The organism is Mesorhizobium sp. P2_B5 (assembly GCF_056404775.1).
In genome coordinates this window covers 58,643-81,288 of the sequence record NZ_JBFUDJ010000013.1, presented here as the reverse complement: position 1 = coordinate 81,288, position 22,646 = coordinate 58,643, and the positions used below count along the sequence as shown (strand labels likewise).

Genomic DNA, 22,646 nt, shown 5'->3' with positions numbered 1-22,646 from the left:
TTTGCACTGCCACATGGCGGCTTCGGAACGGGATGCATCTCGATGCTGTACCAGGCCTACCAGCTTCAGGACGACCTCATCGCCCCGTCGCGTTTTTTCGCCGATCTCTTGCGCTCGGCGATGAGCAGCATGGTTTCAGGCGACAGCGTAAAGCAGCGCCTTGCCGCCAGGCTGGAGATGATCGGCCGCTTCAAGCTCACCCATACGCGACCGGATTTCGACATCAGATCCGTCAGGGTCGGCAATCGCGACGTACCGGTCACCGTCGAGACAGCACTCGAGCTGCCGTTCGGGACGTTGCTGCGCTTCGCCAAGGACATGGATACGCGCCAGCCCAAGGTGATGGTGATCGCCCCTTTGTCGGGTCATTTCTCGACGCTGCTGCGCGGTACGGTGGAGACGCTGCTGGCAGACCACGAGGTCTACATTACCGACTGGGCCAATGCCCGTGACGTACCGCTCGTCGCCGGCCGCTTCGGCGTGGATGACCATGTCGACTACATCATCCGCTTTCTCGAAGCGATTGGCCCGGGCGCGCACTTACTGGCGGTCTGCCAGCCCTGCGTCCAGGCGCTTGCCGCAGTCGCCGTGATGTCCGAGGACAAGCATCCTGCGACACCGCGCTCGATGACGCTGATGGCGGGGCCAATCGATCCGCGCGAGAGTCCGACCAAGGTCAACGAGTTCGCCGTCAGCAAGTCGCTGGCGTGGTTCCAGAGTTCCGTCATTTCGCGCGTGCCGTGGCGCCATGCCGGCGGCGGACGCCGCGTCTATCCGGGCTTTCTGCAGCTTGCCGCGTTCATGGCCATGAACATGGACCGCCATAACAAGGCCCACCAAAAACTGCATGACCATCTGGCGACTGGCGAGACTGCCGAGGCCGAGAAGATAAAAACCTTCTACGACGAGTATCTGGCGGTGCTCGACCTCACCGAAGAATTCTATCTCGAAACCATCGACCGCGTGTTCCAGAAGGCGGAGCTCGCCACCGGTACGTTCACGTTCCGCGGCAGCCCAGTCGATCCGGGCGCGATCCGCAACACGGCGCTGCTGACCGTCGAGGGCGGGCGCGACGACATCTGCGCCCTCGGTCAGACCTCGGCCGCGCATGAATTGTGCCGGTCGCTGCGTCCGCATCTGAAGCGCCATCATTTGCAGGCCAATGTCGGCCATTACGGTGTCTTCAACGGCAAGCGCTGGGAGCGCGAAATCTATCCGGCCGTGCGCAATCTCATCCTGTCGATGGAATAGGTTTTGCCCACAGGGACGCTGAGGAGATAGCCGGAACCCGAACGTACCGGGTTCCGGCTTTTCCTCACGCCTTCGGCAGATAAGGGATCGTTCCGGCCAGGTCGGTATCGTCGATCAGCTGGAAGCGGCTGTCGCTGCCCTTCTGGCGCTCCGCCACAAACGGGGCGTATTGCGGATCGCTGGTGAAGGCTTCGGCAGCCTTTGCCGACGGAAACGCCATGATGGCGATCAGGCTGGTGTCGAGCGGCTTGCCCTCGAGCGTCTTCACATTGCCGCTGCGGGCGAGATACTTGCCGCCATGCTTGTGCACGAGGTCGTGCACCGAAGCGGCATAGGCCGGCACCCATTTGTCGTCCTTCACCTTGATGTCTGCGATCACGTAAGCGGTCATTGTCTAACTCCTCATGGATCGGCGCCGAACTGCCCGGCGACGTGACCGCTGCCTCGCATGACGGCGCCGGGCCGCTCCAGTCACCAAACTGTACCAGGGGGACCAGTACAGCTTCTGTACTGGCTGAATGCTGATTTTCTGAATAAGGTTCGGCAACTTCTTTTGGAGATCGCCACATGACGCAAGCCGGATATAAGCAATTCTGCCCGCTCTCGATGGCGGCGGAGCTGTTGTGCACACGCTGGACGATGGTGCTGCTGCGCGAACTGGTGGCGGGCTCGACCCGTTTCAACGATTTGCGCCGCGGCGTGCCGAAAATGTCGCCAACCCTTCTGTCGCAACGGCTGAAGGACCTTGAGGCCGGCGGTATCGTCGAACGCACCGAGATCGAATCCGAGAAGGGCGTGTTCGAATACCGGCTGACCGAAGCGGGCCGGGATTTGCGCCCGGTGGTCGAGGCGATGGGTTTTTGGGGGCAGAAATGGGTGGAGGCAAGGCTCTCGCTTAGGAACCTCGATCCGTCGCTGCTGATGTGGGACATGCGCCGCAATCTGAACCCCTCCCCGCTGCCCGACGGGCGCACCGTGATACAATTCCTGTACCATGACCTGCCGGCGTCAAAACGCTCATGGTGGTTGATCGTCCAAAAGCACGGCGATGTCGATCTGTGCTGGTACGATCCGGGCTTTGACGTCGATCTCTATGTCTCGACGGACCTCTGCACCATGACGTCGATCTGGATGGGGCTGACCACGGTTCACAAGGAACGCGACAAGATCAGCCTGACCGGCGATCTCGACGTCGCCGGTAAGATGCAGGCCTGGCTTGGCCTCAGCCCGTTTGCGGTGATGCCGAAGCGCGCCGCGGCTTGAGGCCAGTTGCCGTCATAGGCGCCGCAAATTAGCTGACCTATCCCGCCAGCGCTCTATACTCGTAAATGCTGGGGCGACGCCGCGTCGGGACCTTGTCTGTCAGGTCTACCACGCGGATCCATTTACAGGCGTCGCCTCGCAAGGTGACCTTCCGGCCGATCACCTTTTCGGCTGCTGCAAACGGTGTACTGGCCTGGGTCTCCTGACTCTCCTGGACGACCTCTCCGTCCATCCTCTCGACGCGATATGCCTTCATCTCGTGCGCTCCCGACTCAGGGCCCCCGAAGGTAACGCGGCGGCTTTTTCCGTCAAGCATTAGGATATTCTAAATCTTTGTGATTTTAAAAAAACCACTTGCAATTCGCAATCAGTTTGTTACAAGACAACCACTTGCAAATTACAATCGGTTACCTCGGAGGCTTTCATGTCCAAGCTGCGTGTCAATGCATTCACCCTGTCGCTCGACGGTTTCGGCGCCGGTCCTGACCAGACCCTGCAAAACCCGCTGGGCGTTGGTGGCGAAGATCTGCATAAATGGATGATCGGCACCCGCACCTTTCGCAAGATGGTGATGGGCAAGGAAGGCGGCACCACCGACACCGACGATGACTTCGCCGTCCGCAGCTTCGACAATGTCGGCGCCTGGATCCTCGGCCGCAACATGTTCGGGCCGATCCGCGGCGAGTGGCCGGACGACAGTTGGAAAGGCTGGTGGGGCACCAATCCGCCCTATCATGTGCCGGTCTTCGTGCTGACGCACTACAAGCGCGATCCGATCGAAATGGAAGGCGGCACCACTTTCCACTTCGTCACCGGCGGCATCCATGAGGCACTCGACCAGGCGAAAGCCGCAGCCGGTGGCAAGGATGTCCGCGTCGGCGGCGGCGTCTCCACCATCCGGCAGTATCTCCAGGAGAAGCTCATCGACGAGTTGCATCTGGCAGTGTCGCCGGTGCTGCTGGGCAAGGGTGAGAACCTGTTTGCCGGTCTGGATATGCTTGAGCTCGGCTATCAATGCACCGAGCAGGTGGCGACAGCGCTTGCGACGCATGTGACGATCAAGCGGGGTAGGTAGCGAACCCCTCGGCGCAGGCTCCTTTCTCCCCGTCCCTATACGGGGAGAAATGCCCGGCAGGGCAATGAGGGGCGGCGCAAACGGTCGAAGGACTTCACCACCGAACCCAACCGCCGATGGCGTTATGGCGTTGAAATAAATCATCCCGTATGAGCCACTTGAGCGGCCAACTATCGAGGTTAGCTCCGCCCCTCATCCGCCTGCCGGCACCTTCTCCCCGTATAGTGACGGGGAGAAGGGAGCTAATACTTCTCCGGCACGTAAAGCTCCCGCGGCAACACCTGCCGTTCGTACTCCGGATTGAACACCCGCTCGGGCAGCGTGATCTCTTCGTGCGGCACTTCCTCGTAAGGCATCTGCTTGAGCAGGTGGTCGATGCAGTTCAGCCGCGCCCGCTTCTTGTCGTTGCCTTCGACGATGTACCACGGCGCCTCGGGAATGTTGGTGCGGGCAAACGTCTCCTCCTTGGCCTTGGTGTACTGCTCCCAGCGCACGCGCGACTGCAGATCCATCGGCGACAGTTTCCACTGCTTCATCGGATCGTGGATGCGCATCAGGAAGCGCATCTGCTGCTCCTCGTCGGTGATCGAGAACCAGTATTTGACCAGCGTGACGCCGGAGCGGACCAGCATGCGCTCGAACTCCGGCACGTCGCGGAAGAACTCCTCGACCTGATCCTGGTCGGCAAAGCCCATCACCCGCTCGACGCCGGAGCGATTGTACCAGGAGCGGTCGAACAGCACGATCTCGCCGCCGGCCGGCAGATGCGGCACATAACGCTGGAAGTACCATTGCGATTTCTCACGCTCGGTCGGCGCCGGCAGCGCCACGACACGAGCGATGCGCGGGTTGAGGCGCTGGGTGATGCGCTTGATGACGCCGCCCTTGCCGGCGGAATCGCGGCCCTCGAAAATCACCACCAGCTTCTTCTTGTGGTAGGCGACCCAGGACTGCAGCTTGATCAGTTCCGACTGCAAGCTGATCAGGTCGCGAAAATACTGCATGCGATCGATCGATGGCGGATGGGCGTTCTTGTAGATCTTGGCGATCTCCAGCGACAGCGCCGGCTCCGACATTTCAAGCTCATAGTCTTCGTCGAGCGTGTCGGCGAGTTCGGCCTCAAGCCAATCCCTGGCCGGAGAATTCTGGTTTAACTCGGTCATTTCTGCTGCTCCGCTTGCCGGCTGTCATGAAACCCTGAGCCGATTTGATATAGGCCGGCAATGACGGTTTTATTGCAAGCCGCCGGCCAGCCGATCATCACTGCAAATCGGCGAGGCATGGTCGATCCATTGCCGTGGCATGGCGACAAACCGCTTAAATTGTCCTACAAATGGCTGACCCATTCGGGCGGCCCCCGCCCTTCTCGACCAAAACCGCCCCACCCCACCAAAATTGCGAGGATCTGACATGGAATACCGCACGCTTGGCCGTTCCGGCTTGAAAGTTTCGACGCTGACGCTGGGCACCATGACCTTCGGCGGCAGCGGACCTTTCGCCGCCGTCGGCAATTCCGATCTCGCTGAGGCATCACGCATCATCGACACCTGCATCGATGCCGGCATCAATCTCATCGACACCGCCAATGTCTATTCGAACGGCCTGTCGGAAGAGATCATCGGCGAGGCGCTCGGCGGCAAGCGCAAGAACGATGTGCTGATCGCCTCCAAGGCGCGCATGCGGATCGGCAAAGGTCCCAATGACGAAGGCCTGTCGCGCCATCATCTGATCCGCGAATGCGAGAAGAGCCTGAAGCGCCTCAGGACCGATGTCATCGATATCTATTTCCTGCACGAATGGGACGGCACGACGCCGCTCGAGGAGACCATGGCCGCGCTCGACACGCTGGTTGCCCAGGGCAAGATCCGCTATGTCGGCTGCTCCAATTACTCCGGCTGGCAGGTGATGAAGGCGCTCGGCATCAGCGACAGCCAGCACCAGCCGCGCTTCATCACTCAGCAGATCCATTACACGCTGGAAGCACGCGAGGCTGAATACGAACTCTTGCCGATCTCGGTCGACCAGGGCCTTGGCGTGCTGGTGTGGAGCCCGCTTGCCGGCGGCCTCTTGTCGGGCAAATACCGCCGCGACAGCCCGACCGCGCGCCAGCTCGCCGGCTGGTCGGAACCGCCGATCCGCGACGAGGACCGGCTGTGGCGGATCGTCGATGTGCTGGTCGACATCGGCGCGGCCCGCGGCGTCTCGGCGGCGCAGGTGGCGCTTGCCTGGCTGCTCGGCCGGCCGGCGGTCAGTTCGCTGGTGATCGGCGCGCGCAACGAGACCCAGCTTATGGACAATCTTGCCGCGGCGGCACTCGCCCTCACTGCTGAGGAACGCGACCGTCTCGATGCCGTCAGCCGGCCGCCGGTGCTCTACCCCTACTGGCACCAGCAGTTCACGGCGAAGGACCGGTTCGGCCCGGCCGATCTGGTTCTCGACCGCAGCGTCATCTGAAAGACTGTCGAAAGCCGGCTAGCCCGCGATAAACCGCCAGACCTCCGGATCGGGCTCGATCTGGCCGCTGAGCACGAAATATTTGTAGAGCACGAGCAAGCTGATCGCCTGCTCGGCCCGCTCTTCGGCAAATTTGCGGCAATAGGCGTTGGCCGCCGCGACGATGCGCTGGGCTTCGGCCGGATGCTTCTCGAGGTGGTGCACCCGCTCGGCCAGATCGCTGAAATCGGGCGCCAGCGGCACATAATGGACATCTGGCTCGAGCTGGCCCTCGGCGAACCAGGTCTCGTAAGTCGGCGGCGGCATGAGGCAGAGCGAATTCGAGCTCATGATCCATTTCAGATTGGTTGCGACATCGTTGCCTTCGAGGGAAATGATGTAGCGGTAGCGCCGCTGCTGATCGATGGTGAGATAGGGTTTTCGGTATTCCGCCGGCGCCGTCGCCCTTGGCGTGCCGACATCGCAGATCGGCAGGTCGCGGGCGGCCTCCAGCAGCAAAGTGCGGATCGGATTGTTGAGCTCGCCGCGCCAGACGACGAGCGGATGCTTGTCGGCGAAGGCGACATCGTCGGCCGGCATGTGGAAATGACGGAACTTGTTCAGCTTGAACAGGACGCCGTTGCCGTTGTCGCCGAGGATCGGCCGGTCCTTGACGATCGACGGCATCTTCGGCACCTCGATGACGTCACCGAATTCCAGGTCGATGCGCAGACCCGGATCGAAATAGCGGGTGAACTCCTTCAGATCGTAATAGTACATGCTGCGGTCCGTCGGCAGCCGATTGACCGCCACGGCCTCGGGGCTTGGTGTAAAGGGCTCCCGCAGCGTGTTGTAATAATTGAGCCGCTCACGGACCGATGCGTCGGAAAGCCTGGCCTGAGCGAGCAGACGGCCGAGCTGGCGCCGGAAAAGGACCGGCGGCGCGATGTCGCGCATGGCGTTGCGCGCATAATAGACGAGCTTCTGTGCGTTTCTTTGAAGCGTGGCCATCGGTCGTTTTGATTCGAAATCGGTCGGCGGCGGCTCCAGTAACTGTCCCGCAGCCTTTTCTAAACCATTGTGTTAGCCATCACGCAAGTCCCGAACCGCTGGCATCTGCCCTCCCCGCGCTGTTGTGTTTGCCCGCCAATGCTTCTAGGCAGGATCAGGCACAGCGAAAGGAAACGATATGGCGCGACCACCGAACTACGGTCAGGAACGCAAGGAGCGCGACCGGCAGAAGGCCGCCAAGAAGGCGGAGAAGCTGGCCGCCAAGGTTGCGGCCAAGGAGCGCTCCGAGCCTGAAAACGAGGCCGGTTCCGAAGCCGAGACCGAGACGGCAAAATAGGCAAGACAGGATTGCACGATGTCCGGCCCGCTTCACGGGCCGGATTCCGGCGATGCTGTTGTGAATCAGGCCGTCGCTTTATCGCTGACGAAGACGTTGACTTCACGTGCCGCGGCAATGAAGGCACGCCTTGCGATCATCGCCGGCTTGTCGCCGGCCAGCGCATCATGACAGGCCTGCAGCGCTTCGCGATGCTTGGGGCTGCGCTTGCCGGGCCAGCTGTTGAGCAGGTAATCGGAGGCCTCGCGGGCCGTGCGCAGGAGCTGGTTTTCTCCCCCCGCGGCTGCCTTGACGGTCACGGGTGTTTCAAATCGGTTGTTTTCCATGGCCGCTCCTTACGCCATCGGCGCTCATGAAGCGAGGCCGAAAGCGGATGGCGCCGGCGTTCTGTCACCTTCGTGACCGATATCAAGCGGCGACGACGGCAAATCCCCTGGCGCGCAGACCGCGCCGGTCATTGTGCAGCGACGTCACCAGGCGGTCGCGGCTGCCGACAATATGGGCGGAAAGCCGCTCTGCCGCCGCGTCGGCGTCGCCCGCCCGCACCGCGGCCAGGATGGCGTGATGTTCGCTCCAGGCGCGGCCGAGTGCTGCCTCGTCACGCACCTCCAGCCAGCGCGCCCGCGACAGCCGCGTCATGGCATCGCGCACCGCCCTGAACAGGAACTCGTTGCCGGAGAGCCGCGCCAGTTCGATGTGGAAATCCATGCCGACGCGATGCCATTCCTCGCGCGGGGTAGCGGCATCGCAGGAGTCCAGCATCGCCTCGATGATTTCTATGGCGCTTCTGTCGGCCAGCGCCGAAGTCAGCCTGACGGCCGCTACCTCGACCGCCTCGCGATAGACCGCGATCTGTTCCAGTTCGGCGAGGTTGATCGGCGATACCGTCCAGCCGCGCCCGTCGCGGCAGATCAGCCCTTCCGTCTCAAGCCGCAGCAGCGCTGCCCTGACCGGCGTGCGAGAGGCGCCGAAGCGGCTCTCGATCCAGCGTTCCGTCAGCCTTTCGCCAGGCCCGACCTCAAGGCCTAGGATCATCTCGCGAAGCGCTTTTTCGACGGTCTGCATCTGCGACATCTTTGGTTCCGTTGCTGGCGATCGGCCTCGCATTGAAGTCTGGCCGATCACGTTTGAGAGCGCCGCATTGACAGCGGCAAAGCTTGCGTTCAAGACGGATACCAGCTTGGTATCCCAAAATGGTATCCGCAGCAAGCGGACAGGACATGACATGCCGCAGGACAGTGCAGCGCAAGCGACGCAAGCGCCCTCGACCTACAATGTGCACTGGCGGCGCAACCTGTTCGTGTGTTTTGCCGGATCGTTCAGCACGCTTGTGGCGATGACGCTGCTCTTGCCGTTCCTGCCGCTCTATGTTGAGCAGCTGGGCGCCGTGGGCCACGCGGCGATCGTGCAATGGTCGGGCATCGCTTTCGGCGCAACCTTCTTTGCCGCGGCCCTCGTCGCGCCGCTGTGGGGGCGGCTGGGCGACCGCTACGGCCGCAAGGTAATGCTGGTGCGCGCCAGTTTCGGCATGGCGATCTGCATGTCGCTGACCGGCATGGTGCAGACCGTCTGGCAGTTGGTGCTGCTGCGCCTGCTGATCGGTTTTGCCGGCGGCTATTCCTCGGGCTCGACCATTTTGGTCGCCATGCAGACGCCGAAGGAACGCTCCGGTTGGGCGCTCGGCGTGCTGTCGGCCGGCATCACCGCAGGCTCCCTGGTCGGCCCGCTGCTCGGCGGCGCGCTGCCGCCGCTGATCGGCATCCGCGCTACCTTCCTCATCGCCGGCGGCGTCATTTTCCTGGCGGCGCTGGCGACGACATTCCTGATCAAGGAGATGCCTCGCCCGACAGCGCTAACCAAACCCAAGGAGAAGCCGAAGGGCGGCTGGGCGCAGATCCCTGACAAGCGGCCTGTCGCCGCCATGTTGGCGACCGGCATGCTGTTCACCTTCGCCAACATGTCGATCGAGCCGATCATCACCGTCTATGTCCAACAACTGGTCGCGGACGCCAGTCGGGTGACACTGACCTCCGGTGTCGTCATGTCGGCGGCCGCACTCGGCGCCATCCTGTCGGCGTCACGACTGGGCAAGCTCGCCGACCGCATCGGCCACTGGAACGTCATCGTCGCATCGCTTGCCGTTTCGGCAATGCTGCTGATACCGCAAGCCTTCGTTACCGAGAGCTGGCAGCTTGTCGGCCTGCGTTTTCTCATGGGTCTGGTACTGGGCGGTCTCTTGCCCTGCATCACCAGCGTCATCCGCCACAATGTTCCCGATGGCGTCGGCGGCAATGTGCTCGGCCTGGCGATCTCTGCGCAATATGTCGGCCAGGTCGCAGGCCCGCTGCTCGGCGGCTTCGTCGGCGGTCATTTCGGCATGCGCGCGGTGTTTCTCGGCACATCCGTGTTGATGGCCGGCGGCGCTGTCTACAACTGGCTGGTCCAGTCACGCCGCACGCGTGACATGCTGGCGGTATCAGGCAAATCCTGACAGGTTGCGCCGCCTATCGCCAATCACAGGAGCCTGAGACATGAGCATCGCCGACCATCCGGCAGAAGGCAGCGCCCGCATCCTCGTCTTCGCCGGCGGCCTGTGCGGCGCGGCGGGCGTGGCATTGTCGGCTGCGGCCGCGCATCTGGGCGGCGCTTTCGTCGGCACCGCCGCATCATTCCTGATCATGCATGCGCCGGTGTTTCTGGCCGTTGGCCTCGCCCGCGCAAACCGGATCCTGCGGATCGGCAGCTTGGTGCTCCTCATCGGGCTGGTGCTGTTCTGTGGCGATCTGCTGGCGCGCGATTTCGTGGGATCGCGGCTTTTCCCGATGTCGGCGCCGATCGGTGGCAGCTTGCTGATCGCCGGCTGGCTCGCGATCGCGGCCTCGGCGCTGGTGCGCCAGCGTTCTTGAATCGGCGGGGCAAGAGACCCTGCCCCGGCCGATATTTTTCACACGAGGCTTAATCCTGCCGGCGTTCCGGTAGCAGGTCGCCCTTGCGCTTGGCAGGCTTGGTCAGCCGCTGCCGCTCCGGGCGCTCGGTAGCTGGCGAGATGCCCCAGTAATTGCGGTAGATGTCTTCGAAGAGATGCTTCACGGGATGCATGGGTTCGGTCTCCTCTTAGAGAATTTGAATCGATCCAATCAGCCGGCACGAAAATGCCGACCGATCAGCTGCGCTTGCGTTCCACGAGGAAATGCAGGTCGCGCTTCCACGGGCCAGTCCGGCTACGGCGCTTGCGGGTGGCGGCATCCGAGGCGATGCCCCAGTCATTGCCGTAGATGTCTTCGAACAGATAATTCATGGGATGCATGGCACCCTCCTCTTGAACCGATCCAACGGATAGCCGGTAAACTTCCTTGGATCGATTCAAATATAGACCTTCCCCACCCTCCGATCAAGGGAAAATTTGAACCGATCCAACGAAAGTGTTAGATAGTGCCGGTTGAGGAGACCAAGATGACGGCATTGACTTCCGGGAAGACGAGACCAGTGCGGCTGGCCGACATTGCCAAGGCAGCCGGCGTCTCGCACGGCACGGCGTCCAATGTCTTCGCCCGACCCGAGATCGTGCGTGAAGAGGTGCGCGAGCGCGTCAAGGCGGCAGCGGAGGCAATGGGCTATGCCGGCCCCGACCCCAAGGGCCGGCTGCTGCGCGCCGGCAAGGTCAACGCTATCGGCGTCGCCACGGCCGAACCCTTGTCCTATTTCTTCGACGATCCGTTCGCCCGCGTCATGATGGCCAGCATCTCACAGGCCTGCGATGCCACCGGTGCGGGGATTTCGCTGGTCTCCGCCGCCAACAACGAACAGCTCGCCTGGAACATCCAGAGCGCCCTTGTCGACGGCTTCATTGTGTTCTGCATCGAGGGCGGTTCACGGGCGGTCGAACTGGCGCGTGAGCGCAAACTGCCTTTCGTGGCGCTCGACCTCGATTCGGAGGATGAGACAGTCGCGGCGATCGGCATCGACAACGTCGCCGGCGCCAGCCTGGCCGCGCGCCATCTGGCCGAGCTCGGCCATCGCCGCTTTGCGGTACTCGCCCTGGAATCTGCCGACGCCGGCTTTGGTCCGGTCACGCAAGAGCAGGTCGAGACGTCGGCACTCTATTCCGGCACGCGCGACCGTTTGCGCGGCTATTTCGCCGAACTCTCCCGCTTCGGCATCGACGTCTCGCAGGTACCTATCTACGAAACCCTGAATGACGAAGAGACCGTGCGGGCCGGTCTCGAGCATATTTTCGCGCTGCCGAAAAAGCCGACGGCGATCCTGGCCATGTCGGACAGAATGGCGCTGCATGCGCTCGACTGGCTGCGCCAACATGACATCGCTGTACCGGGCGACGTGTCCGTCGTCGGCTTCGACGGCGTGCCGGAAGGTGCTGTTTCCAAGCCGCCGCTGACCACCGTCGCCCAGCCGATTGCAGAGATGGGCAGGCTCGCCGTCAAGGCGATCCTGGAGAACGATGGCTCGCTCAGCCGGCAACTGCTGCCGGTCGATCTGGTGATCAGAGCCTCATCGGGCCCCTCTCCTGCCTAGCCTTCATCGGCTCAGCCTTGCCACTACGGGCGACATGCCGAAAGGCTGGCGAGCGGCCGGGGCTTCGGTGCGAACCGGTTTCTTGCCCGACCAGCCGATTCCGGCCAGCCATTCGAGATAGAAGGCGAGCGCGAACTGCATGGCGATGCCCGCGGATATCAGCAGGGCGTCATAGGCAAGGCCGCCCGGATTGATCAGCCTCATCACCTGCGCCACCATGGCGATCACCGTGCCGGCAAGGAAAACCGGCAGCGAGCGCTTGCCGAGCAGAGCGAGCGGATGGTCGCGGCTGAGACGGAACAGGTTCGAGACGGCCGGCAAGGCGACGATCAGATAGCTCACCGCCAGAATGTGCAGCAACCGCGGCAGCGACAGGAAGGTCTTGTCGAAGCCGCCGATCACCACAGGCAGATCGAACCAGGTGATCTGGCCCCAGAGCGGGCTGTGCACCCAGACCAGCGCTGCCGCGACATAGGTCGCCGCTGCGCCCACCAGCCAGCGATTGACGGGAATCGTACCGCCGCGCCGGACATGCAGCATGCCGGCGAGACCAATGTTGAACAGGAACTGCCAGGACAGCGGGTTGAGGAACCAGAAGCCCGGCTCGGGATAGTTCGGCGGCGCGATCTGCCAGATGCCGGCGACGAGCCACAGGGCACCAGAAAAGACCAGTGCCGGCAGCGGCCTGTAGCTGACGAAGAGCAGGAAGACCGGCGCCATCAACAGCAGAGCCGCATAGACCGGCAGGATGTTGTTGTAGCCGAGCTGGTGGCCGAGCGTGACGATGCCGACCATCACCTCCGGCGTGTTCTTCATCAGCGGTTCGATGTTGATCAGTTTCAGCAGCTCAGGCCGGTGGGCGAAGACCGCCGCCGCGCAGAACATCGCCATCACCACCATGGTGGTGACGATGTGGGCGGTGTAGAGGACGCCGGCGCGGCGCCACATCTTCAACGTCGCCAATAGCCGACCACCGGTCTGGAACTTGCTGCCATAGGCGAGCGCCACGGACATGCCGGAGATCAGCACAAAGGCTTCCGCCGCGTCCGAGAATCCGAAATTCTTGTAGGTCAGCGTTTCGAAGACGGTGCCCGGCACATGGTCGATATAGATGGTCAACAGAGCGAGCGCTCGGAACACGTCAATGCGGGTGTCGCGTTCGGCGCGATCCGGCGGGAGTTGCGTAGTCATCGACAAAAGGCCTCAAAGCGAGAGCAAGGGTGCTCGTGTTGTTCATGCCGGGATGCGACCGTCGGCGCACACCGCTTCGATTCCTCCCGCGGGAAGCATATCGGCGCAGAAACGGTCTGAAATGAGCCTGGTTCAATCACATTTCGCGGAGCGTGAAAATATTCCGTTTTGAAGCCGGCAAACGAACAAAACAATCACGAAATCAAAGAGATATGAGCGTGCCTGAATATACCGGAAAGCATGACGTTCTACACCAGGATCTGGCCTTCCCTTACCGGTTCCTCGAGCCGGCAAATGCAAGCGGCGAATGCCTGTTTTTGCTGCACGGATCGGGCGTCGACGAAACGACGATGCTGCCGATTGCGAGGCAGATCGCACCCGACGCCACGCTGGTCGCGGTGCGGGGCCGCATCCCCCAGGAGGACGGCTTCCGCTGGTTCGAGCGGATCACCCCGACCCGCTTCGAGCAGGTCAGCATCCGCGCCGAGACATCGGCCTTCGCTGCGTTTGCAAGCGAGGCCGCAAGGCGGCACCGGCTCGATCTCGCTCGCGCGACTTTCCTCGGCTATTCCAACGGCGCCAATCTGGTGTCCAGCTTGATGCTGCTCAACCCCGGCCTCGTGCGCAAAGCGGCGTTGCTGAGAGCGATGCCGGTGCTTGACGATATTCCGTCAACCGACGTCAGCGGAACGCGGGTTCTGATTATTGCCGGCGCCGCCGACGAGACCTACGGGTCGTTTGCGCCGGCGCTGGTGACGCTGCTCACCAAACGCGGCGCCGAGGTCGACGCCCGGATCGTCGCCTCAGGTCATGACATCGGCGACCCTGACGCCGCGATTGTCAGGCAATGGCTTGCTGCGCCGATTGCTGCATAGCAAATCATCACTACCGGGTCGTGCCGGCAATCGTGGCCATCCCTCCGAAAGTGGCCAGGATTGAGAGAGCTATCGACGTTCGCGACCGCGCCGCGATCTAGGCTAAGTAAGCCGGGAGCCCACTGGCCGCTGCCCGTGTAAAAAGCGCGGTGGACGAGCTTCTTTGGATCTATCTAGTGGAATGTGCTATGATTCTTGTCGTGGGCAAGAAGGCAAAGCAGAAAACCGAACCCCAGGCAGATCGCGAAATGGCGATCGAAGCCGCCTACTTTGCCCGCAAGTTCGGCCTCACCAAAGAGGAAGCGCTCAAAACCCTCAAAGAGGCCGGCGTCGTGAAACTGTTGCCTAGCAGAAATCTGGCAAGAACCCGATAAGGGCTGGCTTGGGCGACACGGTTTTTGGCCAGAAAATCAAACGAACTTCAGGGCTAGGCTTTTGCGTCAGATCTGTATGGACGCTTCATCGCCCATAATCAGATTTTGGCGCCCGCTCCGCGTCAGCCGCCAAGGCGCGTGACAAAATAGGTGAGTGCCGAAATTGCCGCCGTGGCCGGCAAGGTGACAATCCACGCGATGACGATGTTGCCGGCAATGCCCCAGCGCACGGCCGAGACGCGGCGGGCAGCGCCGACGCCGATGATGGCCCCGGTGATCGTGTGGGTCGTCGACACGGGAACGCCGAGCCAAGTGGCCGCGAACAGAGTGATGGCGCCGCCGGTTTCGGCGCAGAAGCCCTGCATCGGGTTCAGTCGGGTGATTTTCGAGCCCATTGTGTGAACGATGCGCCAGCCGCCGAGCAACGTGCCCAGAGCCAGCGCCGACTGACAGGTGAGGACGACCCATAGCGGCACGTAGAAATTGGCGCCGAGCATGCCTTGCGAATAGAGCAGTACGGCGATGATGCCCATGGTTTTCTGGGCGTCGTTGCCGCCGTGTCCGAGCGAATAAAGCGAGGCAGAAAAGAACTGCATGACGCGGAAGGTGCTGTCGACGGCAAACGGTGTCTGGCGCACAAACAACCAGGAAACGCCCAGGATCAGGACCAGCGCCAGAACAAAACCGGTCGCCGGCGACACGACGATTGCGGCGATCGTCTTGCCGAGCCCCGTCCAGACGATGGCGCTGACGCCGGCCTTCGCAATACCCGCGCCAACCAACCCACCGATCAGCGCATGCGAGCTGCTCGATGGGATACCAGCAATCCAGGTGACGATGTTCCAGACAATGGCGCCGGCAAGCGCCGAAAAGATTACCGCCGGCGTGACAATGGTGACGTCGACTATGCCTTTTCCCACGGTCTCGGCGACATGGAGGCCGAAGAACATGAAGGCGATGAAATTGAAGAAAGCCGCCCATAGAACCGCATATTGAGGCCTCAGCACGCGGGTGGAGACGATGGTGGCAATGGAGTTGGCGGCGTCATGCAGGCCATTGAGAAAATCGAAAAACAGCGCGACGGCGACAAGGCCGGCCAGCACGGGAAAGGCGATGGTGGCTTCCATTGCCTAAACGTTCTCGATGACGATGCCGCTGATCTCGTTGGCGACGTCCTCGAAGCGGTCGACCACTTTCTCCAGCTGGCCATAGATCTCGCTGCCGATCAGGTAGGCCATCGGATCGCTGCGGCCATGTCGCTTGAACAGGTCCTTCAACCCTTGCTCATGCAGATCGTCGGCGCGGCTTTCGACGCGCATGACTTCTTCTGCGATGGCGTTGAGGCGCACCGTGTGCGTGCCGACTTTGCTGAGCAGCGGGATCGCCTCGGCAACCAGCCTGGAAGCGGCAACGATGACGCCACCCATTTCCTGCATCAGCGGGTCGAATTCCTTCTTTTCGAACAGCTTCACCGTCTTGACGGTCTTGTGCATCATGTCGATGGCATCATCCATCGACTGAATAAGATCCTTGATGTCGCCGCGATCGAAGGGCGTGATGAAGGAGCGCCGAACCGCCAGCAGGACTTCGGCGGTGATGTGGTCGGCCTCGTCCTCGAGATCGATGATTTCCTGGCACCAGCGCTCGATATCCTTGCCCTGGAGAAGCTGCTGCAGCGCCTCGGCGCCACCGACTACGGTACGGGAATGCCGTTCAAACAGATCGAAGAAGCGATCTTCGCGCGGCAGCAGCTTGCGGAACCAGCCCAGCATCGATCTCCCGTCGCGCCCGTCCACACTCATCAACTCACATAACCCCCCATCGAGCCACTGAAAACAGTAAGCCGGCTGAAAGATGTGGATGCGGGCGAATCGCAGATGCGGCTAGACGGCTCGAGGGCTGACCAGCCCGAAGCTGCAGGAACTCGCCTGGTCGAAGCACGGCTTCCGCGGACCGCTGGGTACCGTCGCCGCCGGCGCCGACGCGATTGCCGGCGTGCGCCCGGCGGAAATCGAGGCGGTGCTGCCGATGCCTTCGGCCGACGTCATGCTGGCGCTGCTCGCCCAGATGGAAGGCTGAGCAGAGGCGCGTTACCCCTGCCCCATCCGGTTCCAGGCATCGAGCCCGGCGATCTTGTAGGCTTCGGCCAGCGTCGGGTAGTTGAAAGTGTTGTTGACGAAGAAGTCGACCGTGCCGCCGAGATTGATCACCGCCTGGCCGATATGGATCAGTTCGGTGGCGCCCTCGCCGACGATGTGGGCGCCGAGCAGGCGGCGGGTTTCGACCGAGAACAGCAGCTTCAGGAAGCCGGTGTTGACGCCCATAATGTGGCCGCGCGAGGTTTCGCGAAAACGCGCCACGCCGACCTCATAGGCAGCGCCGCTCTCGCGCACCTGTTCCTCCGACTGGCCGACGGTGGAGATTTCCGGCACCGCGTAGATGCCATAGGGGAAGGTTTCCGGCGGCGGCGGCAGCTGCACGCCAAAAGCGTGGCAGGCGGCCACCCTGCCCTGCTCCATCGAAGTCGAGGCAAGGCTCGGAAAGCCGATGACGTCGCCGGTGGCATAGATGTTGGGCACGGCGGTTTGGAACGTCTGCGGATCGACCTTGATGCGGCCCCTGGAGTCGGCATCGATGCCGACCACGTCGAGGCCAAGGCTGCCGAGATTGCCGCTGCGGCCGGCGGCATAGAGCACGACCTCGGAGCGGATGGTGCGGCCGTCGGCAAGCGTCACTTCGGCATAGTCCGGCTTGGAGACGATTTCCTTGACCGTACTGCCGAGGCGAATGGTCATGCCGCGGTCGCGCATCTGGTGGATGAAGTCGTCGACGATCTCGCGGTCGACGAAATCGAGAATGGTGTTGCGCGGCTCGACCAGCGTCACCGGCACGTCGAGGGCCGAAAAGATGGTGGCATATTCGACGCCGATGACGCCGGCGCCGATGACCGTCAGCGTACGCGGCAGGCGGTCGAGTTCCAGCATCTCGTCGCTGTCGAAGACGCGGACCTTGTCGAAGGGCACGTCGCGCGGCCGATGCGGCCTAGTACCAACGGCGATCAGCGCATTGGCGAAGCCGACCTCCGAGTAGTCGCCATTGTCGGCGGTCAGGCTGATCTTGTTGGAGCCGAGAAATTTCGCCGTGGCGCGTGCGCTCTTGACCGCATTGCGCATGAACTGGTGCTGCAGCACCTCGACCTCATGGTCGAGCGTCTTGTGCAGGCGATCGACCAGATCGCCGATCGAAATATCCTGCTTGACCCGGTAGCCGCGGCCGTAAAAGCCGCGCTCGCGCCAGCCGGAGAGGTTCAGCACCGTCTCGCGCAGCGTCTTCGACGGGATGGTGCCGGTGTGCACCGAGACGCCGCCGAGGCGCCGGCCCCTGTCGACCACCAGCACCGATTTGCCGAGCTTGGCCGATTGCACCGCGGCGCGGCGGCCGGAAGGGCCGCTGCCGATGACCAGCATGTCGTAGTCCATATTTCCCCGTCCCCTCGGCGTCTTGTTGCGCCGCAGCAAGCTAAACTGGGACGAGTGTCATGTTCAACTGCCCAGACCGCAAACTCGTGCGGTTCGGCGCAACTGTGATGGATCTTCCGGCGTGATGTGAGAACTGCTCGAGAAAGCTTAACCCGACGGCAACGCTTGCGTGCAATGGTCCCTCTCGAGGGGATCGCCGGGGGTGACTGATTTGAGCATTTTCAAGAGTGAGACGCTGCATGGCGCAGAGGCGGGTCTCTGGTCCAGCCTGCGCGGCCGCGAAATCCTCATCGATCTGCGCGAGGGACTGTTCCGTTTCATAGCCCTGGCTGTCGCCGCGCTCTTTGTCTATCGGGGCGTGCAGCATCTGGTCGTCGATCCGGCTCGTCTCAATCTGTTGCTGCTGATGATCTCCGACTCGTTGACTTTCATCTGGTTGCTGACGGCGCGGCGACCCTTGGTGCGCGACTGGAACCCCTTCACCGTCTTCATCGCTCTGGCAGCCGGTTTCGGCGCCGGCTTCGTCTCTATGGAGGTCGGCGTTCCAATCATCCCGCTCTATATCGCGGCGCCTGTCCAGGTCATCGGGCTTTGCGTTGTCATCTGGGGCAAGGTGTCGCTTGGCCGCTCCTTCGCCATTCTGCCCGCCAACCGCGGCGTCGTGACCGGCGGCGCCTACCGGTTCGTGCGGCATCCAATCTATGCCGGCTATTTGATCGGACATATCCTGTTTCTGCTGTCGAGCTTCTCGATCTACAACTTCACTGTCTATGCCATCATCACGCTCTTTCAGATTCACCGCATCCTGCGCGAGGAAGCCATCCTGGCAAGGACGCAGGAATACCGCGAGTATATGGACAGGGTCCGCTACCGACTTTTCCGCGGCATCTTCTAGGAACGGTCAGCCGAACGCCGGAGTGTCCGTTTCTTGAATTCGCCGTCGCCCTCACCATTTGAAAGGGCGACAGACATTCCAGTTGGGATGCCATGGCGAGGACATGACATGAACGCGCGCGTACTTGACGGCGAAATCATCACCAGCAGGCTCGACGACGTCAGGGCCTATGACGGTGTGCGCACGCGGCGCATCCTCGCCTTCATCATCGACTACTGCATCGTGGCGCTGCTCACCATTCCGTTCGCGATCCTGGTGGCCGTGCTTGGCCTTTTGACCTTCGGTCTTGGCTGGGCGCTGTATTCCATCCTCGTGCCGGCGGTCGCCATTCTCTACATCTGGAACACGCTGGGCGGTCGCAACCAGGCCACTTCAGGCATGAGGATGATGGGCATTCGGCTCGATCGTCTCGACGGCAGCCGGATCGACGGGCTCACCGCTGTTGTCCATTCGGTGCTGTTTTGGGCGAGCACTGTCATCCTGACGCCGCTCGTCCTCCTGGTGACGCTGTTTTCCGATCGCAAGCGCACGCTGCACGACCTGCTGCTTGGCACTGTTGTCAGCCGCAGCGACCGTTGAACCGGCGTTCAACCGACCCCGAGAAGCATTTGTGCGCAAATGTGAAGGCGTTCGTTCAACCTTGCCTTCACAATCCTGTTGAATTTTTCGCCAGCCAAGCCAAAGGTAGAGCGATTCGCAGGAGTGTTCCCAAGGTTCGATGACACAGCATCCGACCCAGTCGCCGCAGTTCTTCCTGACCGCGCCATCGCCGTGCCCGTATCTTGAGGGCCAGTTCGAACGCAAGGTGTTTACGCATCTGGTCGGCGACAAGGCGCCGGAGATGAACGACCTGCTGACGCAAGGCGGCTTCCGGCGTTCGCAGAACATCGCCTACCGGCCGGCCTGCGAGACCTGCCGCGCCTGCGTCTCGGTGCGCATCCTGGCGCAGGAATTCACCGCCAGCCGCAACATGAAGCGGGTGATCCAGCACAATTCCGACCTTGTCGGCGCCATGCATGACGCGCAGCCGTCGACCGAGCAGTATTCGCTTTTTCGCGGTTATCTCGACGCCCGCCATCGCCGTGGCGGCATGTCCGACATGACGGTGCTCGACTACGCCATGATGGTCGAGGACACCCATGTCGACACCAAGGTCATCGAGTACCGCCGACGCGGCCCCGACACTTTCATCACCGGCAAGGGCCAGGGCGAGCTGATCGCAGTAGCGCTGACCGACAAGATGGCCGACGGCCTGTCGATGGTCTATTCCTACTTCAATCCTGAGTTCGAGGACCGTTCGCTTGGCACCTTCATGATCCTCGACCATATCGCCCGCGCCAGAGCCATGGGTCTGCCCCATGTCTATCTCGGCTACTGGGTCAACGGCTCGCGCAAGATGAACTATAAGATGCGCTTCATGCCGCAGGAGCATCTCGGCCCGAAGGGCTGGGAACGCTACGACCACGAAGCGGTCACGCGCTGATCTTTCTTCTTTCCCAAATCCGGGCCTGAACATTTTCAACGGGGACGATGCCGGTCTTTTCGCTGTTGGCGGAGAGTGCGCGATTGCGCCGACCGGTCATCCTGCCTCTCGTCCATTGCGAAAGTCATTGCATGTCATCTCACAACGCCCACACCAAAGGACTTCTGCTCACCGCGCTTGGCGGGTTGATGCTGACCGTCGACATCCCGCTGATCCGGCTCGCTCATGGCGAAGCGTGGACGATCCTTTTGCTGCGCACCGGCTGCACCTTCGTGGCGGCGCTGATCGTATGGGCCGTCTGGCGCTCGTTCAGCAAGAATGCGCCGCAGCTCATACCCGGCTGGTCGGGGCTGATTGTCGCCGTGATCTACGGGCTCGGCGCGGTCGCCTTCATCACCGGCGTCTACAACACCTCGACCGCCAATCTGGTTTTCATCCTGGCCTTCTCCACCATGTTTTCGGCGCTGCTGTCATGGCTCTTTTTGAACGAGCGGCCGCGGCCGCTGACGCTTGCGGCAATGGCGTTGATGATCGTCGGCATCGCCATCATCGTCGGCGATTCCATCGGCACCGGACACCTGTTCGGCGACGTGATGGCGTTGTGTTCGGCCTTCGCGATTGCCTGCGCCATCACCATATCGCGCGCCAGCGGCAAGGATATGGGTTTCACCGCGTTGACCGGTGTCCTCCTGCCTTTTGCGTTGGCGGTGTTCATGGTCTCCAGGACCGGTTTTCAAGTGGAGGCGCCATGGTGGATCATCCTCAACGGTGCCGTCGTCATGCCGTTCGCCTTCTTCTGCCTCGCTAACGGGCCGAAATACATTTCAGGCCCGGAAGTGGCGATGTTCTATCTCCTGGAAACCGTGCTGGCGCCGGTCTGGGTGTGGATGATCTTTGCCGAGACGCCGTCGCGCAACAGCCTGATCGGCGGCGCCATCCTCATCGTCACGCTGGTCGCGCATTCGCTGTGGCAGTTGCATGAGGGGCGCAAGCGTCGGGCAGCGCTCGCGGTTGCCTATCCGGTCTGACTTTTCTTCGCCGGACCGGCGACAATCTCGATCTGTGGCGGTCCGCCTTCGAGCTCTGCCACGGCCTCGGGAACGGCATCCTCGGCCAGTTCCACCTCGCGCAGCCATTCGCGCCAGATCGCCACCAAGAGCGCCATCAGCACGGGGCCGATGAACAGGCCGAGAAAGCCCATGGTCTTGACGCCGCCGATCAGGCCGAAAAAGGTCGGCAGGAAAGGCAATTTGATCGGCCCGCCGACCAGTTTCGGGCGCAAGGTCTTGTCGACGATGAAGAGTTCCACCGCGCCCCAGATGAACAGCGCCAGTCCCGCCATCGGCGAGCCGCTGGCGGCGAGGTAGATCGACACCAGGGTAAAGGACAGCGGTGCGCCGCCGGGGATCAGCGCCATCACGCCGGTGAGTGCGCCGAGCGTCACCGGCGACGGCACGCCGGCCAGCCAGTAGGCGACGCCCAGCACCAGCCCCTCGCCGATGGCGATCACGGTCATGCCGGTGACGGTGGACGAGATGGTTGCCGGCACGACTCGCGAAATCCGCTCCCAGCGCGTCGGCAGGATGCGTTCGCCGAGACGGTCGATCTGGGCCGCGAACTGCTCGCCGTCCCGGTAGGCGAAGAACAGGGCGATCATCATGAACAGCAGTGTCAAAAGCAGGCCGAAGGCGCTGCCGCCAGCCGCCAGCACGCCGCGATAGATGCTGCCTATATTGGCGCCGCTGACCAGCTGGATGAGCTCGCCGATGCCGCCGGGGTGACCGAAATTGTCGACCCACTGTTCGTTCAGCCACTCGCCGATCACCGGCAGCGTCGTGATCCAGTGCGGTGTGACGGCGCCATGCCGGTTGGTCTCGATCGCCCAGCCGACCCATTCGCGGACTTCGTTGATGGCGTAGGTGCCGGCGAGCGCGATCGGCACCACCAGGAAGGTGAGGATGAACAGGATGGCAAAGGTCGCGGCAATCGTGCGGTTGCCGCCGACGCCGGCAAGCAGCCGGCGATAGAGCGGCCAACTGGCGAAGGCGATGACAAGCGCTGCCAGCACCGGAAACAGAAAGCCGTGGAAGAAATAGACACCGGCGGCGACGATCAGTACCAGCAGCCAGCGCGCCGCCGATAGCGGCGGAATGACGGCGGCCCTCAACGGCGTCGACAGGCCGAACAGGCGCTGCTGACGCTCCGGCTTCTGGATCTTCGCTTCCTTCAAACGCCCATCTCTCCCCGGCCTACCACGCGTTTATGCACTGTTATAGTGCCGCAATCGTGACGATAGTCCAAATGGTTGGCCATCTCCCCCCCCTCGAGGGAGGCCAGAGGGGGTCGCCTCGCGTGAAGCGCTAGCCTTGTTCGGTCCCAAATAGGAGGTCGCGTCCAGTCGAACCGACCCCCTCTGTCGCCTCCGGCGACATCTCCCCCTCAAGGG

26 protein-coding genes and 1 pseudogene are annotated in these 22,646 nt (G+C 62.4%); 15 read left to right on the top strand and 12 right to left on the bottom strand.

Annotated elements, in window-relative coordinates; translation table 11 throughout:
* Positions 1–42: 42 nt before the first annotated feature.
* The gene (locus tag AC1D1N_RS28455; protein ID WP_477352517.1) at positions 43–1,251 is read left to right on the top strand and encodes a polyhydroxyalkanoate depolymerase; all 1,209 of its coding nucleotides are present in this window, start codon (positions 43–45) and stop codon (positions 1,249–1,251) included.
* Positions 1,252–1,315: 64 nt separating this feature from the next.
* Here the strand turns inward: AC1D1N_RS28455 and AC1D1N_RS28450 are convergent, their stop codons facing one another.
* A complete protein-coding gene (locus tag AC1D1N_RS28450; protein ID WP_352560442.1) occupies positions 1,316–1,642 on the bottom strand; it encodes a DUF1330 domain-containing protein in 327 nt (108 codons plus the stop codon).
* Between the two features lie 176 nt (positions 1,643–1,818).
* On the opposite strand from AC1D1N_RS28450, the gene AC1D1N_RS28445 reads away from it, so the two are divergent.
* Both AC1D1N_RS28445 and AC1D1N_RS28440 read left to right on the top strand, forming a co-directional pair.
* Positions 1,819–2,514 (top strand): winged helix-turn-helix transcriptional regulator, encoded by a 696-nt coding sequence (locus AC1D1N_RS28445; protein ID WP_477352515.1) that lies wholly within the window; start codon positions 1,819–1,821, stop codon positions 2,512–2,514.
* Positions 2,515–2,938: 424 nt separating this feature from the next.
* A complete protein-coding gene (locus tag AC1D1N_RS28440) occupies positions 2,939–3,589 on the top strand; it encodes a dihydrofolate reductase family protein (RefSeq protein WP_477352513.1) in 651 nt (216 codons plus the stop codon).
* A gap of 242 nt (positions 3,590–3,831) precedes the next feature.
* Here AC1D1N_RS28440 and ppk2 read toward each other — a convergent pair whose 3' ends face one another.
* Positions 3,832–4,752 carry a polyphosphate kinase 2 gene (ppk2, locus tag AC1D1N_RS28435; protein ID WP_477352511.1) on the bottom strand — a complete coding sequence of 307 codons (921 nt, stop codon included), beginning with the start codon at positions 4,750–4,752 and terminating at the stop codon, positions 3,832–3,834.
* Between the two features lie 247 nt (positions 4,753–4,999).
* Between ppk2 and AC1D1N_RS28430 the strand changes: the two genes are divergently transcribed.
* The gene (locus AC1D1N_RS28430) at positions 5,000–6,043 is read left to right on the top strand and encodes an aldo/keto reductase (protein WP_477352509.1); all 1,044 of its coding nucleotides are present in this window, start codon (positions 5,000–5,002) and stop codon (positions 6,041–6,043) included.
* Between the two features lie 18 nt (positions 6,044–6,061).
* Here AC1D1N_RS28430 and AC1D1N_RS28425 read toward each other — a convergent pair whose 3' ends face one another.
* Positions 6,062–7,033, bottom strand: a complete 972-nt coding sequence (locus tag AC1D1N_RS28425; protein WP_477352507.1) for a glycosyl transferase family 90 — start codon at positions 7,031–7,033, stop codon at positions 6,062–6,064.
* Between the two features lie 178 nt (positions 7,034–7,211).
* Here AC1D1N_RS28425 and AC1D1N_RS28420 point away from each other — a divergent pair, with 178 nt between their 5' ends.
* Positions 7,212–7,370 carry a hypothetical protein gene (locus AC1D1N_RS28420; protein ID WP_477352505.1) on the top strand — a complete coding sequence of 53 codons (159 nt, stop codon included), beginning with the start codon at positions 7,212–7,214 and terminating at the stop codon, positions 7,368–7,370.
* A gap of 65 nt (positions 7,371–7,435) precedes the next feature.
* On the opposite strand, the gene AC1D1N_RS28415 is transcribed toward AC1D1N_RS28420, so the two are convergent.
* Positions 7,436–7,696, bottom strand: a complete 261-nt coding sequence (locus AC1D1N_RS28415; RefSeq protein WP_112563470.1) for a DUF982 domain-containing protein — start codon at positions 7,694–7,696, stop codon at positions 7,436–7,438.
* A gap of 82 nt (positions 7,697–7,778) precedes the next feature.
* Positions 7,779–8,444, bottom strand: coding sequence for a GntR family transcriptional regulator (locus AC1D1N_RS28410; RefSeq protein WP_477352503.1), 666 nt, complete (start codon positions 8,442–8,444; stop codon positions 7,779–7,781).
* Positions 8,445–8,595: 151 nt separating this feature from the next.
* Between AC1D1N_RS28410 and AC1D1N_RS28405 the strand changes: the two genes are divergently transcribed.
* Both AC1D1N_RS28405 and AC1D1N_RS28400 read left to right on the top strand, forming a co-directional pair.
* On the top strand, positions 8,596–9,861 hold the full coding sequence (locus AC1D1N_RS28405) for an MFS transporter (protein ID WP_477352501.1): 1,266 nt from the start codon (positions 8,596–8,598) through the stop codon (positions 9,859–9,861).
* A gap of 40 nt (positions 9,862–9,901) precedes the next feature.
* Positions 9,902–10,276: a DUF423 domain-containing protein gene (locus AC1D1N_RS28400; RefSeq protein ID WP_112563476.1), complete on the top strand. Its 375-nt coding sequence runs from the start codon at positions 9,902–9,904 to the stop codon at positions 10,274–10,276.
* Between the two features lie 49 nt (positions 10,277–10,325).
* Here the strand turns inward: AC1D1N_RS28400 and AC1D1N_RS28395 are convergent, their stop codons facing one another.
* Entirely contained in the window at positions 10,326–10,469 is a 144-nt protein-coding gene (locus AC1D1N_RS28395) for a hypothetical protein (RefSeq protein ID WP_477352499.1), read from the bottom strand.
* A gap of 64 nt (positions 10,470–10,533) precedes the next feature.
* Positions 10,534–10,677: a hypothetical protein gene (locus AC1D1N_RS28390; RefSeq protein ID WP_477352497.1), complete on the bottom strand. Its 144-nt coding sequence runs from the start codon at positions 10,675–10,677 to the stop codon at positions 10,534–10,536.
* Between the two features lie 146 nt (positions 10,678–10,823).
* Between AC1D1N_RS28390 and AC1D1N_RS28385 the strand changes: the two genes are divergently transcribed.
* Entirely contained in the window at positions 10,824–11,903 is a 1,080-nt protein-coding gene (locus tag AC1D1N_RS28385; RefSeq protein ID WP_477352495.1) for a LacI family DNA-binding transcriptional regulator, read from the top strand.
* 3 nt (positions 11,904–11,906) lie between these two features.
* Here the strand turns inward: AC1D1N_RS28385 and AC1D1N_RS28380 are convergent, their stop codons facing one another.
* Entirely contained in the window at positions 11,907–13,094 is a 1,188-nt protein-coding gene (locus AC1D1N_RS28380) for an OpgC family protein (RefSeq protein ID WP_477352493.1), read from the bottom strand.
* A gap of 212 nt (positions 13,095–13,306) precedes the next feature.
* On the opposite strand from AC1D1N_RS28380, the gene AC1D1N_RS28375 reads away from it, so the two are divergent.
* Both AC1D1N_RS28375 and AC1D1N_RS28370 read left to right on the top strand, forming a co-directional pair.
* Complete coding sequence (locus tag AC1D1N_RS28375) at positions 13,307–13,969, top strand: alpha/beta hydrolase (RefSeq protein ID WP_477352491.1); 663 nt, start codon at positions 13,307–13,309, stop codon at positions 13,967–13,969.
* A 188-nt stretch (positions 13,970–14,157) separates the two neighbouring features.
* The gene (locus AC1D1N_RS28370; protein WP_477352489.1) at positions 14,158–14,343 is read left to right on the top strand and encodes a hypothetical protein; all 186 of its coding nucleotides are present in this window, start codon (positions 14,158–14,160) and stop codon (positions 14,341–14,343) included.
* A gap of 122 nt (positions 14,344–14,465) precedes the next feature.
* Here the strand turns inward: AC1D1N_RS28370 and AC1D1N_RS28365 are convergent, their stop codons facing one another.
* Positions 14,466–15,470: an inorganic phosphate transporter gene (locus AC1D1N_RS28365; protein ID WP_112563487.1), complete on the bottom strand. Its 1,005-nt coding sequence runs from the start codon at positions 15,468–15,470 to the stop codon at positions 14,466–14,468.
* Between the two features lie 3 nt (positions 15,471–15,473).
* Positions 15,474–16,115: a DUF47 family protein gene (locus AC1D1N_RS28360; protein WP_112563489.1), complete on the bottom strand. Its 642-nt coding sequence runs from the start codon at positions 16,113–16,115 to the stop codon at positions 15,474–15,476.
* A 127-nt stretch (positions 16,116–16,242) separates the two neighbouring features.
* Between AC1D1N_RS28360 and AC1D1N_RS28355 the strand changes: the two are divergent.
* Positions 16,243–16,422: pseudogene (locus AC1D1N_RS28355) on the top strand (hypothetical protein); the annotation flags it as partial.
* Between the two features lie 11 nt (positions 16,423–16,433).
* Here the strand turns inward: AC1D1N_RS28355 and sthA are convergent.
* Positions 16,434–17,822 carry a Si-specific NAD(P)(+) transhydrogenase gene (gene sthA / locus AC1D1N_RS28350; RefSeq protein WP_352560476.1) on the bottom strand — a complete coding sequence of 463 codons (1,389 nt, stop codon included), beginning with the start codon at positions 17,820–17,822 and terminating at the stop codon, positions 16,434–16,436.
* A gap of 202 nt (positions 17,823–18,024) precedes the next feature.
* On the opposite strand from sthA, the gene AC1D1N_RS28345 reads away from it, so the two are divergent.
* From AC1D1N_RS28345 to AC1D1N_RS28330, 4 genes are all read left to right on the top strand, one after another.
* Positions 18,025–18,717: a methyltransferase family protein gene (locus AC1D1N_RS28345; RefSeq protein WP_436259590.1), complete on the top strand. Its 693-nt coding sequence runs from the start codon at positions 18,025–18,027 to the stop codon at positions 18,715–18,717.
* 108 nt (positions 18,718–18,825) lie between these two features.
* Complete coding sequence (locus tag AC1D1N_RS28340; protein WP_112563497.1) at positions 18,826–19,296, top strand: RDD family protein; 471 nt, start codon at positions 18,826–18,828, stop codon at positions 19,294–19,296.
* 139 nt (positions 19,297–19,435) lie between these two features.
* The gene (locus tag AC1D1N_RS28335) at positions 19,436–20,200 is read left to right on the top strand and encodes an arginyltransferase (protein WP_112563499.1); all 765 of its coding nucleotides are present in this window, start codon (positions 19,436–19,438) and stop codon (positions 20,198–20,200) included.
* 131 nt (positions 20,201–20,331) lie between these two features.
* Positions 20,332–21,228, top strand: coding sequence for a DMT family transporter (locus AC1D1N_RS28330; protein WP_477352485.1), 897 nt, complete (start codon positions 20,332–20,334; stop codon positions 21,226–21,228).
* On the opposite strand, the gene AC1D1N_RS28325 is transcribed toward AC1D1N_RS28330, so the two are convergent.
* Positions 21,216–22,430 carry an AI-2E family transporter gene (locus tag AC1D1N_RS28325; protein ID WP_352589432.1) on the bottom strand — a complete coding sequence of 405 codons (1,215 nt, stop codon included), beginning with the start codon at positions 22,428–22,430 and terminating at the stop codon, positions 21,216–21,218. The two genes, AC1D1N_RS28330 and AC1D1N_RS28325, sit on opposite strands and share 13 nt — an antisense overlap.
* Between the last annotated feature and the right edge of the window lie 216 nt (positions 22,431–22,646).